Annotated in this window: 19 protein-coding genes; 13 read left to right on the top strand and 6 right to left on the bottom strand. The window is 39.6% G+C overall.

Annotation, left to right across the window (positions count from 1 at the left end; translation table 11 throughout):
• Window positions 1–24: 24 nt before the first annotated feature.
• The 5 genes from remB to dnaA all read right to left on the bottom strand — a co-directional run bounded on the left by remB (window position 25) and on the right by dnaA (window position 4,404).
• On the bottom strand, window positions 25–276 hold the full coding sequence (remB, locus tag UB51_RS22100; protein ID WP_044879162.1) for an extracellular matrix regulator RemB: 252 nt from the start codon (window positions 274–276) through the stop codon (window positions 25–27).
• A 17-nt stretch (window positions 277–293) separates the two neighbouring features.
• Window positions 294–1,406, bottom strand: a complete 1,113-nt coding sequence (gene recF / locus UB51_RS22095; protein ID WP_044879161.1) for a DNA replication/repair protein RecF — start codon at window positions 1,404–1,406, stop codon at window positions 294–296.
• Between the two features lie 58 nt (window positions 1,407–1,464).
• A complete protein-coding gene (yaaA, locus tag UB51_RS22090; protein ID WP_044879160.1) occupies window positions 1,465–1,683 on the bottom strand; it encodes a S4 domain-containing protein YaaA in 219 nt (72 codons plus the stop codon).
• A 37-nt stretch (window positions 1,684–1,720) separates the two neighbouring features.
• On the bottom strand, window positions 1,721–2,860 hold the full coding sequence (gene dnaN / locus UB51_RS22085) for a DNA polymerase III subunit beta (protein ID WP_044879159.1): 1,140 nt from the start codon (window positions 2,858–2,860) through the stop codon (window positions 1,721–1,723).
• Between the two features lie 197 nt (window positions 2,861–3,057).
• Window positions 3,058–4,404: a chromosomal replication initiator protein DnaA gene (gene dnaA / locus UB51_RS22080; protein WP_044879158.1), complete on the bottom strand. Its 1,347-nt coding sequence runs from the start codon at window positions 4,402–4,404 to the stop codon at window positions 3,058–3,060.
• 616 nt (window positions 4,405–5,020) lie between these two features.
• Here dnaA and rpmH point away from each other — a divergent pair.
• The 12 genes from rpmH (at window position 5,021) to UB51_RS22020 (ending at window position 16,553) form a co-directional block, all read left to right on the top strand.
• The gene (gene rpmH, locus UB51_RS22075; RefSeq protein ID WP_044879157.1) at window positions 5,021–5,155 is read left to right on the top strand and encodes a 50S ribosomal protein L34; all 135 of its coding nucleotides are present in this window, start codon (window positions 5,021–5,023) and stop codon (window positions 5,153–5,155) included.
• Between the two features lie 153 nt (window positions 5,156–5,308).
• Window positions 5,309–5,659: a ribonuclease P protein component gene (rnpA, locus tag UB51_RS22070; protein WP_044879156.1), complete on the top strand. Its 351-nt coding sequence runs from the start codon at window positions 5,309–5,311 to the stop codon at window positions 5,657–5,659.
• Window positions 5,660–5,733: 74 nt separating this feature from the next.
• On the top strand, window positions 5,734–6,603 hold the full coding sequence (locus tag UB51_RS22065; protein WP_044879155.1) for a YidC/Oxa1 family membrane protein insertase: 870 nt from the start codon (window positions 5,734–5,736) through the stop codon (window positions 6,601–6,603).
• The gene (gene jag / locus UB51_RS22060) at window positions 6,600–7,295 is read left to right on the top strand and encodes an RNA-binding cell elongation regulator Jag/EloR (protein WP_044879154.1); all 696 of its coding nucleotides are present in this window, start codon (window positions 6,600–6,602) and stop codon (window positions 7,293–7,295) included. The genes UB51_RS22065 and jag overlap by 4 nt, the downstream gene beginning before the upstream one ends.
• A 225-nt stretch (window positions 7,296–7,520) precedes the next feature.
• Window positions 7,521–8,900, top strand: a complete 1,380-nt coding sequence (gene mnmE / locus UB51_RS22055; protein WP_044880362.1) for a tRNA uridine-5-carboxymethylaminomethyl(34) synthesis GTPase MnmE — start codon at window positions 7,521–7,523, stop codon at window positions 8,898–8,900.
• 81 nt (window positions 8,901–8,981) lie between these two features.
• Window positions 8,982–10,868: a tRNA uridine-5-carboxymethylaminomethyl(34) synthesis enzyme MnmG gene (gene mnmG / locus UB51_RS22050; RefSeq protein WP_044879153.1), complete on the top strand. Its 1,887-nt coding sequence runs from the start codon at window positions 8,982–8,984 to the stop codon at window positions 10,866–10,868.
• Between the two features lie 2 nt (window positions 10,869–10,870).
• Window positions 10,871–11,593 (top strand): 16S rRNA (guanine(527)-N(7))-methyltransferase RsmG, encoded by a 723-nt coding sequence (gene rsmG, locus UB51_RS22045; RefSeq protein ID WP_044879152.1) that lies wholly within the window; start codon window positions 10,871–10,873, stop codon window positions 11,591–11,593.
• Window positions 11,594–12,050: 457 nt separating this feature from the next.
• Window positions 12,051–12,866 (top strand): nucleoid occlusion protein, encoded by an 816-nt coding sequence (noc, locus tag UB51_RS22040; RefSeq protein ID WP_044879151.1) that lies wholly within the window; start codon window positions 12,051–12,053, stop codon window positions 12,864–12,866.
• A 167-nt stretch (window positions 12,867–13,033) separates the two neighbouring features.
• Window positions 13,034–13,795 (top strand): ParA family protein, encoded by a 762-nt coding sequence (locus tag UB51_RS22035; RefSeq protein ID WP_044879150.1) that lies wholly within the window; start codon window positions 13,034–13,036, stop codon window positions 13,793–13,795.
• On the top strand, window positions 13,788–14,624 hold the full coding sequence (locus UB51_RS22030) for a ParB/RepB/Spo0J family partition protein (RefSeq protein ID WP_044879149.1): 837 nt from the start codon (window positions 13,788–13,790) through the stop codon (window positions 14,622–14,624). The genes UB51_RS22035 and UB51_RS22030 overlap by 8 nt, the downstream gene beginning before the upstream one ends.
• 102 nt (window positions 14,625–14,726) lie before the next feature.
• Complete coding sequence (locus UB51_RS22025) at window positions 14,727–15,878, top strand: aminotransferase class V-fold PLP-dependent enzyme (protein WP_044879148.1); 1,152 nt, start codon at window positions 14,727–14,729, stop codon at window positions 15,876–15,878.
• A gap of 174 nt (window positions 15,879–16,052) precedes the next feature.
• Window positions 16,053–16,553 carry a DUF4446 family protein gene (locus tag UB51_RS22020; protein ID WP_044879147.1) on the top strand — a complete coding sequence of 167 codons (501 nt, stop codon included), beginning with the start codon at window positions 16,053–16,055 and terminating at the stop codon, window positions 16,551–16,553.
• Here the strand turns inward: UB51_RS22020 and yyaC are convergent.
• Window positions 16,528–17,133, bottom strand: a complete 606-nt coding sequence (yyaC, locus tag UB51_RS22015; protein ID WP_044879146.1) for a spore protease YyaC — start codon at window positions 17,131–17,133, stop codon at window positions 16,528–16,530. The two genes, UB51_RS22020 and yyaC, sit on opposite strands and share 26 nt — an antisense overlap.
• A gap of 142 nt (window positions 17,134–17,275) precedes the next feature.
• Here yyaC and UB51_RS22010 point away from each other — a divergent pair, with 142 nt between their 5' ends.
• A complete protein-coding gene (locus tag UB51_RS22010; RefSeq protein ID WP_044879145.1) occupies window positions 17,276–17,530 on the top strand; it encodes a putative Se/S carrier protein in 255 nt (84 codons plus the stop codon).
• Window position 17,531: the final 1 nt, after the last annotated feature.

Here is a 17,531-nt window from a genome sequence, read left to right as displayed (position 1 = left end):
CTTCTATAGATTCTACAACTACTACTAAGCATTGGCATAAAATATATTGACCCTTTTCTTAAGCGTGGCAGACGAAATCGGAGAGTAAAAGACCTTGTCTTTCGTTACTACGATAGATTTGGCCTCTTCCTCACCAATATTTACGATCGTTTTTTCCTGCCGTGCATGGCTTACGAATTTCTTAGATATTTTAGATGATTTCTCAATCGATATATCAAAAATAGCTACGAGCTCCGAGGATCGGATATTTTTTTCCCCGCCTAAATGTATATACATTCTGATCCTCCACTCATTTAAGAGCCCACCTGACCTGCATGCACATGGTAGATGTTAGCATTCTTTAGTTTATCCGCATTCAAACTCTCAATTCCAGTTGCGGTGATGAATGTTTGCACCTTACTTTGAAATGTTTCGATAAGCTGGGTTTGTCTGTAGGGGTCCAATTCCGATAGTACATCATCAAGTAAAAGTACGGGGTATTCCCCGATTTCTTCCTGTATCAGCTCGATCTCTGCCAATTTAAGCGATAGGGCTGTCGTTCGCTGCTGACCTTGAGACCCATACGTTTGCACTTCTTTACCGTTGATATAAAAAGTTAGATCATCCCGGTGAGGACCCGCAAGTGTCATGCCGCGCCGAACTTCCTGTTCTTTCAATTGTGTTAACTTTATCATAAATTGCTCGAATAAGACAGCTTCATCTTCCTCTGCCGCCTCTCCGAACGATGGAACATAGCGTAACTGCAGATCCTCGGTCCCATTCGTGATCCCATGATGTATGGACTCTGCCCATTTCTGGAGTTTTACTATGAATTGTTTCCTTTTTCTTATAATTTTAACACCATGCTCTACTAATTGTTCATTCCATATGTCTAATAACCCCTGCGACGAAGCCTCTTTACCCCACATTTGCTTCAAGAGGTTGTTACGTTGAATCAATATTTTTTGATATTGCTGCAGATGAAATAGGTAGCTAGGTTGGACCTGTCCAATCTCCATATCGAGAAAGCGACGGCGAATCCCAGGGGTGCCTTTAACAATTTCTAAATCTTCCGGTGCAAACATGACCACATTCAATGATCCAATAAATTCGCTAAGCTTGCGCTGCTCTAGACCGTTGATCTTGGCTTTCTTCCCTTGAGGAGACAACATCAAATCTAACGTGAGCGGTCCATACTTCTTCTCAACGGTGGCAGAAATATGAGCGCTTGTTTGCTCAAAAGCAATGAGCTCCCGATCCTTTGACGTTCGGTGGCTCTTCGTAAGTGCCAAGACAAAGATAGCTTCCAGCAAATTGGTCTTCCCTTGGGCATTGGAACCAATCAAAAGATTCACATCCCCAAAGGAATCCATCCGCAATTGTTCATAATTGCGATATTGCTGCAAGCTGATGTTTTTTACAAACACACTGAAGTCCTCCTCATCTTCCGCCGCTACTCATGTGCGGACTTTGAGGTATGGTGCACTATTCTGCAACAGCTACCTCAAACGAACCTTCACCCTCAACGTTAACAATATCCCCTGGATACAGTTTGCGACCACGACGTTCTTCGGGTTCACTATTCACAGAAATTGCACCCTCTTGCAAAAGTGCTTTGGCCATTCCGCCTGTGGATACACAATTCGCTAATTTCAAAAATTGATCAAGCTTAATATATTCAGTGTGGATAACTACTTTATTCATGGATATATGTTCCCTTCTCTTTCAACATAATTTACGTTTAGTTATTGGTTCTGTATGGCAATATAACGTATAAACTTTGGCTATCATCCATTGGTTTAAGAACAATTGGGCTCATAATCCCCGTAAAGGCGATCATTAACTGTTCACTTTCCACGACTTTTAGCACATCAAGCATATATTTGGAGTTAAAAGAGATTCGTAATGGATCACCTTTAAAGTCTATCACATCTAGTTCTTCTCGTACTTTACCCAGTTCGGAGGAACTTGAAGATATTTCAATCCCACCTTGCTCTAAGGTCTGCAAACGCACAATATTGGTTTTTTCTTCTCTAGACAGCAAATAAGCCCGATCTATCGATTCACTTAATTTTTTTGTATCGACAACTAGTTCTGTTTTGTAAGTTGTTGGAATAATCCTAGAAGTATCAGGATAAACGCCTTCAAGTATACGCGAATAGAAAAGGACACGATCTATTTTGAACAATACTTGGTTATCAGATACTAGAATTTCTACAAGTGTATTTTGATCAGGCACAATTTTACTAAGTTCACTTAGTGTTTTACCTGAGATGACAACATTGTTAAATCGAACATCTCCCGATTCTAACAATGCTGAACGTGTAGCCAGTCTGTGACGATCCGTTGCGGTAAATTTTAATTCGTTATCTTCTAAGTTCCACAGAATACCTGTCAAAATAGGTGTTGTTTCATGAGTGGAAATAGAAAATCCCGTTTGTTTAATCATATTTTTAAGGAGATCACCAGGAATTGATATGGTTTGGTTTTCTTCAATGGATGGAAGTATCGGAAATTCTTCTGGATCGAGGCCTACGATTTGAATTTCAGTAGCTCCTGAAGAAATAAAGGTTTGGAAATTGTCTTTGACCTCCATATTAATTTCCTGCGAAGGTAGCTTCTTGATAATTTCACCGAAGAATTTAGCAGGGAGTACGACACTGCCGGTTTGATCAATTTGAACAATCGTCTGATTATCATCTTCAATCGGAATAAATGATTGAATTGAAATATCCGTATCACTTGCTGTAAGTGTTACCCCTTGATGATTCACATCGAGTTTGATACCGGTCAGAATCGGAATGGTGGTTCGACTAGAAATCGCCTTATATACCTGCTGAACCGAATCGTTTAAATAATTTTTAAGAATGCTGATCTTCATAGTTTCACTCCTAGCGAGATTTCGGCTGTTTTGAGTTTAGGAAATGTTCCTTGTTCAGCCTCTTAATAGATGATGTATCTTTATATATTTTGTTAGTAATAGCAGTAGGGGCACTGAATATGTGGATAACTCTAAAAAACGGAATAAAATTAAGCCTATCCACATGTGTATAGATTGTGCATAGGCTTTGAACTTGTTCAGGTCGGATTTTTGATTTTTTCTGTAAGATTATTGACCACTTTAAACAAATCTTGGTCGACCTTTAATGCTTGTGTGATTTTGTCGTGAGCATGGATGACGGTTGTATGATCTCGCCCTCCGAATGCTTCACCAATTTTGGGCAGAGAGAAGTCCGTTAACTCTCGAGAGAGATACATGGCAATCTGTCTTGGAAAGGCGACGGCTTTGGTACGTTTGCGAGCTTTGAAATCTTCCATTCGCAAATTATAGTATTCTCCAACCCGCTGCTGGATATCCTGAATGCTGATCATTCTAGGTCGGCTAGAAGGAATGATATCCTTTAACGCTTCTGCAGCTAAATGAGTAGTTACATCTTGATTGGTTAGTGATGAATAAGCTACAACACGGATTAAGGCACCTTCTAGTTCACGGATGTTAGTGTCAATCTGGCCGGCGATATACATCATGGTTTCATTTGGAATATCAAGATTCTCCGCTTTCGCTTTCTTACGTAGAATTGCAGTCCGTGTCTCTAGATCCGGGGGTTGAATATCTGTAATTAGACCCCATTCAAAACGAGATCTTAGACGTTCCTCCAGCGTTGGAATTTCTTTTGGTGGTCTGTCGCTAGAAATAATAATCTGCTTACGTTCCTCATGCAGTGCATTGAATGTATGGAAAAACTCTTCCTGTGTGGATTCTTTCCCCGCGATAAATTGAATGTCATCCACGAGCAATATATCCACACTACGATATTTGTTACGAAAATTTTCAGTCCGGTTGTCACGAATGGAATTAATAAACTCATTCGTAAATTTCTCGGACGATAAGTATACGACTTTGCTATTCGGATTATGCTCTAGGATGTAGTGACCAATAGCATGCATTAAATGTGTCTTCCCGAGTCCTACGCCTCCATAAAGGAATAAAGGATTATACGCCTTTGCTGGAGCTTCTGCAACAGCTAGAGATGCAGCATGTGCAAAACGGTTTCCGGATCCAATGACGAATGTATCGAAAGTGTACTTAGGATTAAGCATGTGTGTTAGTGATTCTTCTTGAAGAACTTGAGGCTGCGGTGTAACTTGCTGCGGAGCCGGATATTCAGGCTTCGCTTCCTCAATAACGAATTTGACGTCTAATTGCTTACCCATGACTTCAAATAAAGTTGAGCTTACCATTTTGGTATAACGGCTCTCAAGCCATTCGACTGCAAAAGTCGTGGGAGCAGAGATCACAATAAAATGATCATTAATCTGCGTCGCTTTAGTTGCTTTAAACCAAGTATCGAAGCTGGGCTTACTAAGCTTGGTTTGAATAATAGAAAGAATTTCTTGCCATAATTCAGAAGTATGGCTGTCCACAGATTGTCACTCCTTTAAATCTCCCAATTGCGGCTAGAGCCATGAGTCAAATTGTCGAAAAACGATGAATAGTGTAAAACTATCCCCAAAACCCCGAAGGTGTGAACATAAAAAAATGGATAAATTGAAATTGTTCACAAGTTTATCCACAGCTTGTTGATAATTTATTGATTTAAATAACATATGCACAACCAAAAGTATTACTATCATAGCAAAAGAAGCGTTAGTTTTCAATGAAAGTCGCCATTTTATCCACAAATTCAATAACTTGTGTATAAAGTTTATTAACACCACAAGATATTGTTTATATTTTGTTAAAATTTCGACATCATCTGTAAAATCACCAAAAAAGTTATTCACAGCTTGTACCATGAAAAATCAAAAACGCGCACAATTGTGAACAGGTGGATAACTTTCAACATTTCATTATTAATTAGGCGAGTCTGTGGAGAACTTTTGAAAGTTGCTGAAGCGTGTTGATAACTTTTTAAAAAAGAGGGTGATATCATGGACATTGACTTTTGATGTTATTCATGGTTAAATGTATAAAGGCATTTTCTGTGTTGATGAAAATGGTTTATCTATATGCAGTATTACCTGTAAGGGGGTGCAATTCATGAGACCGACTTTCAGACCGAATGTGAGTAAACGCGCTAAGGTTCATGGTTTCCGTAAAAGAATGAGCACGAAAAACGGCCGTAAAGTATTGGCTGCTCGTCGCTTAAAAGGCAGAAAAATATTGAGTGCGTAAAATGAGCGTGCATGAAGACCACTGCGGTGGTCTTTTTTTCTTTATAAAGGATGAGAAAGAGGTATTGGGATGGAATAAGTTTATGAGTTCTGGATCATGCCTATAATATATTGAAGAGTAATAATAAATATGAAGTGAAATTGGGAGAGATACGTGCAAAAAAGCTTACGTTTACGAAACCGCGCTGATTTCAGTCGTGTATATCGTCATGGAAAGTCATTCGCTAATCATCAATTCGTCGTATATTGGTTCCGCAAAAAAGAGGTAGAGCAATTCCGTGTAGGAATTTCGGTTAGTAAGAAGGTTGGTAACGCGGTTGTTCGCAATCGAATGAGAAGGCTAGTTAAAGAAATTGTTCGCCATCATGAAGCTGATTTAATTCAGCACGTTGATCTTGTATTTATTGTACGCAAAGGTGCCCTAAATATGCCGTATAAAGAATTGGAACGAAGTATATTGCATGTGTTGCGAAAAGCGTCACTTTTGAGCTCTTCAAGGCGCTGATGAAATGTTTCCTTGTCCCTGTGAATATGGTATGATTTACAATGAAATGGACGTGCTAAGAGAGGGGTTATAAATTGTCGCGATTTAAGACTAGCCGAGGTAGGAAATGGATCCTCCTCACCACTGTAATGATTCTTACTATGGTTGTATTATCAGGATGTGGAACGAGTGCAGCAGCTACCATGGTTACAGAGGATCTTAGGAACGGTGGTTTTTGGCAGAGAAATGTTGTTTATTGGTTCGCTAAAGCACTGGATACCTTCGCAGATTGGTTCGGCGGGGAATACGGACTAGCTGTATTAGTTATGGTTATTATTGTACGTACGCTTATTTTACCATTAACGATCAAGCAAGTAAGAAGTTCAAGAGCTATGCAGGCTATCCAGCCTGAATTAGTTAAGCTAAAAGAAAAATTTAAAGATAATCCTGAAAAACAACAACAAGAAACAATGAAGTTGTTTCAAGAGAATAAAGTCAATCCGATGGCTGGTTGTTTACCATTGATTGTTCAAATGCCTATCTTCATTGCTCTCTATAATTCTATCTATGGAAATTCAGCTATACGTGAGCATACTTTTTTATGGTTACAGCTTGGTGAACCAGACAAAACATTCATTTTGCCAATTCTAGCTGCGGTAACGACTTTCTTCCAGTCTAGAATGATGATGAAAATGAACCCTAGCCAACAACAAGGGGCTATGCAGTTCATGATGATGGTTTATCCCATTTTGATTTTCTTCATGTCGTATCAATTTCCGGCTGCATTGCCGTTGTACTGGTTCTACAGTAACTTGTATACATTAATTCAGAACTACTTCCTTTACCGTAATAAGGATGCGGTTGTTAATACAGCTGCTGTATCCGCTGCGGTTAATAGTAAAGGTAATAGTAAGGGCAATAAAGGGAACAACTCCGGCAAGAAGGGGGCCAAAAAGTCCAAATGAATAAAGTAACTGCTTCAGGAAAAACCGTTGAAGAAGCTGTAAAAAAAGGATTATCCCAGCTTGGGGTAAGTCAGGACCGTGTATCGGTCAATATACTTTGTCAGCCGTCAAAAGGATTCCTGGGACTCATTGGTGTCAAGGAAGCGAAGGTAGAACTATCCTTGCTTCCTGACGAGATACCAGTACCAGTAGCCGAGACGGTGAACTCTCTTCCGCAAGATATCGCTAGTATCCAAGAAGATGAAGAAGATCCTTACCGCGCAGCGGTTAACTTTATTCTAGATGTAGGTAAAAGTATGGGATTACAAGTGAAGGTTGATGTCTTGCACAATAAAGATGCCACCACACTTCATATTTATGGACCTGATCTAGGACTTATGATTGGCAGAAGAGGACAGACGCTAGACGCTCTTCAGTATTTAACGAATATCGTGGCCAATAAGGTGTCCAGTAATTATGTAAGGATTGTACTTGATGCTGAGAATTTTCGTGAACGTCGGAAGAAGACGTTAGAGGAGTTAGCTGATCGTTTGGCATTGCGAGTGATTCGTTCTCATAAAGAAGTTGTACTTGAGCCAATGTCATCGCAAGAACGTAAGGTCATTCATGCTAAGCTTCAGGATCATAGACAAGTTAAGACTTACAGTAAAGGGGAAGAACCGAACAGGCGTGTAGTTATTTCGTTAAAGTGAAGTAGAGTTATATAAATAGAATGAACTGTCATGAGAATTTCATTCTAGGTAGATGCAATGACTCCCTGATCATAGATAGGAGTCATTGCTTTTTTCTTATTATATAGAATGAAATAAAGACGAATTTGGCTAAGTGAAAGATGTATATCCATAGGTGTTGGAATATGTCTGTGTGTTCTTCTTTAGTCATAACTATATATTACGATTATAAAGGAGAGAAGCATGTTGATTAGTGATTCCATTGCTGCAATTGCTACAGCTGTTGGGGAAGCCGGTATTGCTGTTATTCGTGTGAGCGGACCTGATTCCATATTAGAAGTAGAGCCTATATTTAAAAGCCGTATTAAACTTTCTGAAGCTGAATCACATACTGTTCATTATGGGCATATCATAGATCCTCGGAATGGAGAGGAAATTGAAGAGGTTCTAGTAACTGTTTTTAGAGCACCTCGATCGTTTACTACAGAGAACGTTGTGGAGATCAGTAGTCATGGCGGGGTTATCTCTGTTACTAGAGTCATGAACCTCTTGCTACAACAGCAGATTCGATTGGCTGAGCCAGGAGAGTTCACTAAGAGAGCCTATCTGAATGGTCGAATTGATCTGTCACAAGCTGAAGCTGTAATCGATCTTATCCGATCTAAATCTGATCGAGCATTTAGTGTGGCTTTGAAGCAGGTGAAAGGTAATCTTTCAAGCGAAATTAAAGCACAACGACATATATTAGTGGAGACAATGGCGCATATTGAGGTTAATATTGATTATCCTGAGCATGATGTAGAATCTCTAACATCTAATTTAATTAAGGATAAATGTACCGAAGTGATGGAGCAGATTACGAAGCTCTTAAAAACATCTGAAGAAGGTAAAATTCTACGAGAAGGAATTACCACAGCTATTGTGGGTCGTCCTAACGTTGGTAAATCTTCATTAATGAATACATTGGCTCATGATGATAATAAAGCAATTGTAACTGATGTTCCAGGAACAACAAGAGATGTTATTGAAGAATTTATAACGATAAACAATATTCCGTTGAAATTATTAGACACCGCAGGTATACGTGAAACCCTTGATATTGTTGAAAAAATCGGTGTGGAACGCTCTAGGGATGCCGTTAATGAAGCAGACCTTATCCTACTTGTGTTAGACGCTAGTCAACCACTGCATACGGATGAATTGGTATTAATGGAACAAATCCGTGGTAGACAAGTCATCGTTATTATGAATAAAATGGACTTACCGTCCATGATAGATATAGATGTAATCAAACGCTACTTTGATCCCGAGAGCATAGTCTCCATGTCTGTGAAGGCACAGGAAGGTATTGATTCATTAGAAGAGTCGATATCGAAGTTGTTTTTTAGTGGTCAATTGGAATCTAATGATTTAACCTATGTAAGTAATGTAAGGCATATCGCTTTACTGAATAAAGCTAAGCAATCTTTACAGGATGCTTATGATGCAGCAGAGATGCTTGTTCCCATTGATATGATTCAAATTGATGTTAGATTAGCTTGGGAACAGCTTGGAGAAATTATTGGTGATACTGCTGGTGATTCCTTGTTAGATCAGATCTTTTCCCAATTTTGTCTAGGTAAATAAGCTTTAAGGATGATCTAAAGCTTCTATATATATGTGTGTAAAAGAAAGACATGTAACTTAATTTAAAAGGAGGTAGTAACCATGAGTTATGTAGGGGGCAATTATGATGTCATCGTGATTGGTGCAGGCCATGCTGGCTGTGAATCTGCCTTAGCCGCGGCACGTATGGGTTGTTCGACACTAATGATTACAATTAATTTGGATATGGTGGCGTTTATGCCTTGTAATCCTTCTATAGGTGGACCTGCCAAAGGTCATGTGGTACGTGAGATTGATGCACTTGGTGGTGAGATGGGACGGAATATCGATAAAACCTTTATTCAAATGCGGATGCTGAATACAGGCAAAGGTCCAGCTGTACACGCATTACGTGCACAAGCAGACAAATTCTCATATCAACATACGATGAAAGAAACGATGGAGAAAGAACCGAATTTAACGTTACGCCAAGGCATGGTTGAACAATTAGTTGTTGAGGATGGCCAATGTGTAGGTGTGATTACAAAAACGGGAGCAGAGTATCGTGCAAAGTCCGTTGTTTTAACGACAGGTACTTATTTACGGGGGAAAGTGATCATGGGTGAGTTGGCTTATGAGAGTGGTCCAAATAATCAACAACCCTCTATTAAATTGGCAGAAAACTTGCGTGAGCATGGTTTTGATCTCGTTCGTTTCAAGACGGGTACTCCACCACGAGTACACAAAGATACTATTGATTTCGCTAAGACTGAAATTCAACCTGGAGATGATAAGCCTAAATTTTTCTCGTTCGAAACGGATTCATCTACCAATGAACAACTTCCTTGTTGGTTAACGTATACTTCGTTAGATACTCACACAATCATTAGCAATAATCTACATCGAGCACCTATGTATTCTGGCATGATTGAAGGTACAGGACCCCGGTATTGTCCTTCTATTGAAGATAAAATTGTACGGTTTAGCGATAAACCGAAGCATCAAATTTTCTTGGAGCCAGAGGGCAAGAATACTTCGGAATATTATGTACAGGGATTGTCAACAAGTATGCCAGAGGATGTACAGTTAGCCATGTTGAGATCTATTCCTGGATTGGAAAAGGTTGAAATGATGCGTAATGGTTATGCTATTGAGTATGACGCAATGGTGCCTACACAATTATGGCCTTCCTTGGAAACGAAGAAAATGCCAGGATTGTTTACAGCGGGCCAAATTAACGGTACTTCGGGTTATGAGGAAGCTGCAGGTCAAGGAGTTATAGCAGGGATTAATGCTGCCCGTAAAGTACAGGGGAAAGAACCTGTCATTCTGGACCGTTCACAAGGTTATATTGGCGTGCTGATTGATGATCTTGTAACCAAGGGCACGAATGAACCTTATCGATTATTAACATCACGAGCTGAATATCGTTTGTTACTCCGTCATGACAATGCAGATTTACGGTTAACACCGATTGGACATGAGATTGGTCTCATTACAGATGAAAGATATGCAAGATTCTTAAGTAAAAAAGAAAAGGTTGAGCTCGAAGTGGAACGACTGGACAAGGCTAAGGTAGGCCCAAGTGTCGTGAATGAGGTTATTGCATCTGCCGATTCGACTGCCATTCAAGATGGAACTACGCTGTTAGTCCTTCTGCGTCGCCCAGAACTTAACTATAGTCATATTGAGCAAATTTCACCTTCGCCTTATGAATTAACGGATGAGATGAAGGAACAAGTTGAAATTCAGATTAAATATGCAGGGTATATTGAGAAGCAACTACTCCATGTAGGTAAACTTAAGAAGATGGAGAAGAAAAAAATGCCGGAAACGATTGATTATTCCGATATTCATGGTTTGGCAATTGAAGCTCGTCAAAAACTTACAACGATACGTCCTATTTCAATTGGTCAAGCATCGCGGATCTCAGGCGTTACACCAGCTGATATTTCTATTCTACTCGTATACTTGGAGCATTATAACCGAGTCACTGCGGCGAAAGGTTAATTATGGACTCTATACAGCAAGCATTCACAAGTCGTTTACAAGAGCGTGGAATTACTCTAAGTGAATTCCAATTAGAACAATTCGAAGCCTATTTCAAAGAGTTAGTAAGTTGGAATGAGAAGATGAATTTAACAGGCATTACAGAACGTGAACAAGTATATACCAAGCATTTCTACGACTCAGTATCTCTTGCCTTTTTTATGGATATGAGTAAGGTGAAGCGGTTAGCTGACATTGGTTCTGGAGCAGGATTTCCGGGAATTCCACTAAAAATATGTTTCCCTGATCTTCAACTGACCATTATAGATTCTCTCAATAAAAGAATTACATTCTTACAAAATATTGTGGATCAGCTGAAGCTTACAAATGTTAAGTTAATTCACGGTAGGGCAGAGCAATGTGGACACCAGAGAGAGCATAGAGATCAGTATGATCTTGTCACGGCTCGTGCCGTTGCTAAACTAGGTATGCTGAATGAATTCTGTCTACCATTTGTTAAAGTGGGTGGAACCTTTGCTGCTATGAAGGGTAGTGATCCTTCTGTTGAAATACAGGAAGCAACTCGTAGTCTAAAGGAATTAAGAAGCGTGCTTAACCGAGTCGAGAAGTTTACACTTCCAATAGAAGATGCGGATCGGCATATCGTTCTTATTAATAAGACAGATATTACACCTTATAAATATCCACGTAATTCTGGAATTATTGCTAAGTCACCGCTTGCTTAAATAAGACATACAAGCCCTTAATGTTTCACGTGAAACATTGGAAATCTATTTAGATTTATCATAATATTTTAATGAAATGGTTTTATCTTTCGCACAATGAAAGATAAAACCATTTTTGATTAAAAGAGCAAAACTATACTCAAAAAAGGATGATAAGAGAATAGGATTATATGAAAAAAAGTGATAGAATAGGATACATAGGAACTTCTTTCTTTTTACAGAAGTAGATCGTACTTATATATGAGAAAGAATATAGAACGACAGTATTCTTATAGTGATTAGAAAGTACCGACGAGGCGTGGTAGGGAAGTTGAATGAATAAGAGAGAAGCTGAATGAAGACCATAGTTAGGTTAGTTTCATTTGAATGGCTAACTATTATGCTTAACTTTCGTGTGATCTATGTTCATTATCGCTATGTCCCGGTACTATTATGAAACTAGGTGGTAATATACGGAATGAAAGAACAATTTTCTAAATTATTTGGCTTAACTGAACGAGTCAACGGGGATGAAATAAAGCAAATTCCGGTAGAAGAAATCGTAAGTAGTCCCTATCAACCTCGTACTATTTTTGATGAAGATCGGATTGATGAATTATGTCAGACGATTAAAACTCACGGAGTTATCCAACCTATTGTTGTTCGTGTGCGTAATGCCAAGTATGAGATTATTGCTGGAGAGCGTCGTTGGCGTGCTGTTAGAAAGTTAGGGCTTGAGACGATCCCTGCTATTGTCCGTGATTTTAACGATTCACAAGCAGCATCGATTGCTTTAATTGAAAATCTACAACGAGAAGGTCTAACTTCTATTGAAGAAGCAGTGGCTTATCAGAAGCTAATTGACCTACATCAATTGACTCAAGAAAGTTTAGCTCAACGTCTTGGGAAGAGTCAATCAACGATTGCTAATAAGATCCGATTACTTCAATTACCAGAACCTATTAAATTAGCTCTTATGGAGCGTAAAGTAACAGAGAGACATGCACGTGCGCTGTTATCTCTTCCTTCTGAGGAACTACAGTTAAAGCTAATTGCAGAAGTTATTGCTAAAGAGTTAAATGTGAAGCAGACAGAAGCTAGAGTGGCTTTTTATAAGGAAGTATCCGTTAATAAGAAATCCAAAAGAATATCTTACTCCAAAGATGTACGACTTGCGTTAAATACAATAAGGCAGTCTATCGACATGGTATCTGGATCTGGGATGGCTATTAAGACAACTGAGAATGACCACGAAGATCACTACGAAATTGTTATAAAAATTCCGAAAAGATAAATGAGTGGTGGAAGTGAAATCGGCCCTTCAATTCGATATTTCTAATAGTGAAACATCGGGTGTAACCTCATAGGTTCATGTAAACCTTTGTAATCCGTTACTGTGCTGTATATTACATATCTCGCGACCTACACGAAGAGTCTTTCATATCATTTGAGGTGAAATTAGTGTCCAAAATTATTGCCATAGCCAATCAAAAGGGTGGAGTAGGGAAGACGACGACTTCAGTCAATCTAGGTGCAGGAATGGCCTCTTTAGGGAAGAGAGTACTTCTAGTGGATATTGATCCACAAGGAAATACAACGAGTGGTGTTGGTATTAATAAAGCAGATGTTGAGAATTGCATCTATGATGTCATTATTAATGAAGTTCATCCAAAGGACGCTATTGCTGAGACTCAAGTAGAAGGCCTTCATATCATACCTGCAACCATTCAGTTAGCCGGGGCTGAAATTGAACTTGTGCCTACGATTTCTCGTGAATTGCGTTTGAAAAAGGCCTTGAGTTTGGTTAAAAGCAAGTATGATTACATCATAATAGATTGTCCGCCTTCACTAGGAATTCTAACTATTAACTCATTAACGGCAGCTGACTCTGTTATTATTCCTATCCAATGCGAGTACTATGCTCTCGAAGGATTAAGCCAGCTACTAAATTCCGTGAGACTTGTTCAGAAGCATTTAAATACTTCTTTACAAATCGAAGGAGTATTGCTGACCATGTTTGATGCTCGTACAAATTTGGGCATTCAAGTCATTGAAGAGGTTAAAAAGTATTTCCAAGATAAAGTATATCGAACGGTAATTCCTAGAAATGTTCGCCTAAGCGAAGCTCCGTCACATGGTCAATCTATTATTACTTATGACCCACGCTCTAAAGGGGCGGAAGTGTATTTAGAGTTGGCAAAGGAAGTGATTTCATATGAGTAAGCGTTTGGGTAAGGGACTAGATGCATTAATTCCATCACTGTCTATTCATGATGATGATAAAATTGTAGAAATTCCTCTTAGTCAATTACGAGCAAACCCATATCAACCACGTAAAGAATTTAAAGAAGAAGCTATTCATGAACTAGCTGAATCTATTCGTCAACATGGTGTTATTCAGCCGATCATTGTGCGTAGCGTCATTAAAGGTTTTGAAATTATTGCTGGGGAACGTAGGTTCCGTGCTTCTCAATATTGTGGCAAGGCTACAATTCCAGCAGTAGTTCGGAATTTCAGTGACCAACAGGTTATGGAAATTGCCTTGATAGAGAACTTACAACGTGAGAATCTGAATGCGTTAGAGATCGCTGTTGCATATCAAGGGTTAATGGACCAATATGCGCTGACTCAAGAAGAGCTATCTCTAAAGGTAGGAAAATCAAGATCACATATTGCTAACTTCTTACGATTACTTGCATTACCGGAAGAAGTTAAGGATTATGTTTCACGTGGAACATTGTCCATGGGACACGCTAGAGCGATTGTTGGAATTAAGGATCATGACATGGTCAAACAATTAGCTAAGCAATGTGTAGTGAATGAGTGGAGCGTTAGGGAGTTGGAGGAGACGGTCAAACACTTGGATCGTAAACCTACTGAACCCAAAAAGGTATCTAGAAATAACGATCCTTATATTGATCATATAGAAGAGTCATTACGTGATCGCTTTAGAACAACAGTGAAAATTAAACATAATAAAGATAAGGGTAAAATAGAATTGAATTATTATAGCAAAGAAGATTTGGAACGCTTACTAGAGTTGTTACAATAGACTTGATTGTTCTACACAATATTGGGAATGGCGAAGGCATATCTGATTTGTTTCCCAAATGGGGAAAGGGGTATGTCTTTCCGTCTTCTAGGAGGACAGCTAATGAGCTCGGTGATTTATTTAGATCATGCGGCTACCTCTTGGCCAAAGCCGCCTACGGTAATGATGGCGATGCAGCAAGCGATGAATGAAGCGGCTGCAAATCCGGGGCGAGGAAGTCACTCGATGGCTGTGAAGGCAAGTCGCGTATTATTTGGAACAAGAATGGTACTGTCCAAATTGTTCCACGTGAAAAATGCGAATGATATTATTTTTACATCCAATACGACGATGGCATTGAACATGGCAATTAAGGGAGTGCTACAACCAGGTGATCATGTGATAGCTACAATGATAGAACACAACTCTGTACGTAGACCTTTAGAGTATTTGAAAAGGACACATGGTATAACCGTAGATTACGTTAAAGTCAACGGGAATGGCGAACTGGATATTGCCGACATGAAATTAGCTTTGAGTCATCCTACGAAGTTAGTTGTATGTAGCCATAGTTCTAACTTACTGGGAAGTATTCTCCCCATTGCTGAGATCGGTCGGTTGGCACATGAACAGGGTGCCCTTTTTCTAGTGGATGCTGCTCAAAGTGCGGGCGTGATCAACATCGATGTGAATGAGATGAATATTGATATGTTGGCCTTTCCTGGGCATAAGGGATTACTTGGTCCACAAGGTACAGGGGGATTATATATAGCTCCTCATGTAGATCTAGAACCAATGCTTCACGGAGGGACAGGTAGTCAATCAGAGGAAAAAGAACAGCCAACAGTTAGGCCTGATCGCTATGAAGCAGGTACGCCTAATACACCGGGAATTGCAGGTCTACGTGCTGGCGTAGATAAAGTTCTGGAACTTACGCCGTCGTCGATCTATGCCCATGAATGGGAACTTACGCAGCGGATGATTGATGGATTAAAGGGTCTTCCTAATATTGTGTTGTTAGGACCAGAGGTAAGAAAGCCTCGTTCAGGTATTGTTTCTTTTGTGATGAATAATGTTGATTCCTCAGAGATTGCTTTTAGGTTAGATCGTGAATATGGGATTGCAGTTAGAGCAGGGATGCATTGCACACCTCTAGCCCATTATGCTGTTCGTACAGAAAAAAGTGGGGCAGTGCGTGTAAGTGTTGGAGTAGATACAACCGAACATGAAGTGGATGCTTTAGTCAAAGCGATGAATCAGTTATATAGAACATGAAAAATGAATTAAAGAAGAAATGAACTAAAGAAAGTGGCCTGAATTAAAGTTTTACGCCCCAATTTCGATGCACTTAAAGAAAGAATAAGCGGGCTTGTCTTTAGTTCATACTATATACTCTCTTTAGTTCCTGTCTTATTTAGCTCAAGATTGAGGAAAAGGAATGAAGCATCCATGTCAGAACTGAATGAGATTATTACTGAGCAGCTAGCGTGGTTTATCGGAGGAATCGTAATTATTGTTTTGTTCTTGTTAGTTACGACAATGATTCAATTATCTAAATTGAGTAAAATGCGACGTCGCTATGATGCGATGATGTCGGGCAATGGTGTTGATAATCTGGAGTCGTTACTCATTGATTTGAAGGTGCAGCTGGACAGCATGGAAGATGAACAAATTTCGCAGCAGAAGACGTTAAAAGGATTGTCGACGCAGCTTCGTGCTGTGAAGGGTAATGTAGGCATCAAGAGATACAACGCCTTCGGAGAGAGAGGGAACGACCTCAGCTTCTCAATGGCCATTATTGACGATAATGCAGATGGAGTCGTGCTTACGTCCATTTATAATCGTGAGAACTCCTATATCTATTCTAAGCCGCTACAAGCAGGGGAATCGTCGATTTCTCTGTCAGAAGAGGAGAAAGAAGTCATTACTCTCGCAAGGCAAAAAAGTTAGCAGGCGATTTCCACTCTTTAATAGCTGAGTATAGACTCGTAGCGATGACATCAGACAGACGCATAACGAGACTTAGACGTGTGTTTTGTAATACGAAATATTCCATGAAGCCGCCGACATTAACGATACCAGTCAAATGGATATCGCCGATGGGCGGTAATTGTTTATTTACGCCAGCTCCCGGTCTAAGGGGACCTCCGGCAACCTGGATACAACCGACGCTTGCGGATTGACCTAGGCAAGCATCAATACCGATTACAAAGGGTTGGTCATATAATTCATAAATGGATGTAATGGTTTCCTCTAGATTGACTGCATGTACAGGCTCATCTAATGTCCCATAAATACGAAATAGGTGGCTCTTATAACGAGATAAGGAAGTGCCTACGAGTGGTCCCAGACTGTCTCCAGTTGAACGATCTGTACCTATGCATACAACAATGACGGGCTGTCCTTCTTTAGCCTGAGATAGATGGAATAATAACCTATGGACTACAGCAGAATGGATTTCAGGGTCGGTATGTGGTATTTTTAAGCAAGATGGTTGCTGTTGAGATAAGGGTTTGGAGAGAGGGCTCATATGATCTTCCTTTCATGTTTAGATAGTAGTAACTAGTATATGGATGAAAGGATATTTTTATACTATGGTCCCAGTGATTATATGGCTGATTTCTAATGTTTTGATTCATAGACCATAATGGATAAGAGGGGGTCCTGTGCTAATGGAGGCATGGATGCTGATCGCTTTCGATTCCACCCAGCAGGCGTTAAGAACAGAGATGTTACTGGAATATAGCGACATCGAAATCGACTTATTTCCTACACCTAAGGAGGTTACAGCCGGGTGTGCTCTATCAATTCTTTTTCCTGAAAACGAATTACCAACGGTGGTTAAGATCATTCAAGAAGAAAATGTGGAAATAAAAGGAATATTCATCAAAAACAACTTAGAGCAGTATGAGAACATCGAGATGTAAG

The sequence above is a fragment of the Paenibacillus sp. IHBB 10380 genome, from assembly GCF_000949425.1.
Lineage (GTDB): Bacteria > Bacillota > Bacilli > Paenibacillales > Paenibacillaceae > Paenibacillus_AQ.
Note: the sequence above shows the minus strand (reverse complement) of the source record. Positions and strands in the feature narration are given on the sequence as shown.